This is a genomic window from Pelotomaculum propionicicum, assembly GCF_004369225.1.
Classification (GTDB): Bacteria; Bacillota; Desulfotomaculia; order Desulfotomaculales; family Pelotomaculaceae; genus Pelotomaculum_B; species Pelotomaculum_B propionicicum.
Map to the genome: position 1 here is coordinate 1 of NZ_QFFZ01000139.1, position 1,051 is coordinate 1,051.

General features: G+C 53.2%; 2 protein-coding genes. Both read left to right on the forward strand.

The window, feature by feature from the left end:
- On the forward strand, nucleotides 1-199 hold a 199-nt coding region (locus Pmgp_RS19970; RefSeq protein ID WP_192903042.1), incomplete at its 5' end, for a hypothetical protein.
- The gene (locus Pmgp_RS19245) at nucleotides 196-636 is read left to right on the forward strand and encodes a hypothetical protein (protein ID WP_134216299.1); all 441 of its coding nucleotides are present in this window, start codon (nucleotides 196-198) and stop codon (nucleotides 634-636) included. The genes Pmgp_RS19970 and Pmgp_RS19245, both read left to right, overlap by 4 nt.
- Nucleotides 637-1,051 lie beyond the last annotated feature (415 nt).

Here is a 1,051-nt window from a genome sequence, read left to right on the forward strand (position 1 = left end):
ATCATCCAAAGAGCTGGAGATTTTACTGGCTCCGCCGAAGCAAAAGTCAAGGAGACACTTCCGCTACCGCATGCCGGCATGGTTGGGCCGGGTTAAAAACGTTATGAGCACTTACTGGGCGCATTGGTTTCTCGGTTTTGTGGCCGGCTACCTGGTGGCCGCCCTGTTGGCTGCTCCGCACTGGAGGCAGATTCAGTGATTATCGGGAAACATCCCCGCAAACGTTGGATAGAAAGGGTTAACCCCGGTGCGGCCAGCATGGTCCCGGAAGAGTTAGACACTGAAATACAAGCGGCCTTTGACAAGGCGGCTGTCGTGCACGAGGAAGAAGAAAACGGCGAGCCGGTACAGTACCGGGTGCTGGATGATATTTTCTTTATTTATAACATCGCCGCAGACAAGCTGATCACTCTGGTCGATATTGACTTCGGGTTCAGCCCGGAGGTTAACCTGACTATTTGCAGGGTCCAGACGGAGCGTGTCTTGGGACTCAAGGAAAGGATTGCAGCCGAAACGAAGCTGGTGGATCTGTCGTGTGCGGATATCGACCATAAGCTGCTCGCGGTGGCTGATGAGATCGCTGAGCTGGACGCGAGACTTGCGGCAGCCAGGGCAACACGGGGCCGCGTACCGTGACGATTCCTGGGGTTAACTTACCGGTCGGGATCAGGGGAAAAATGATAAGTTGCCGCTGCCGGTTTCGCGTTGGTGAGCCGTGTAAATTCAGATGTGACAAAAGAGCCGAGAGCTGCGAGGCCTGCGGCCTTGGTGGGGGCAAGACGCTGCCCGCCCCGAAAAAGAAAAGACGTTAGCTGTGAGGTGGAGCTGATGGTATCTAAGACCTTATTCTCATCTTAGGCAAAGCCGAGGTTAGATTCATTAAAGGCCGGCTAAAATTTGGGAGAGCTAAACACGGTGCGCCATAGTGGCGCGTTAACGGCGGAGAAGATCTGGAGAACAAGGAGGGTTAATAATATGGCGCACATTGAAACCTGGTATAGGTGCCCTACATGCAATAAGCTTTACGATAATTTAAAAGACGCCTTATCCT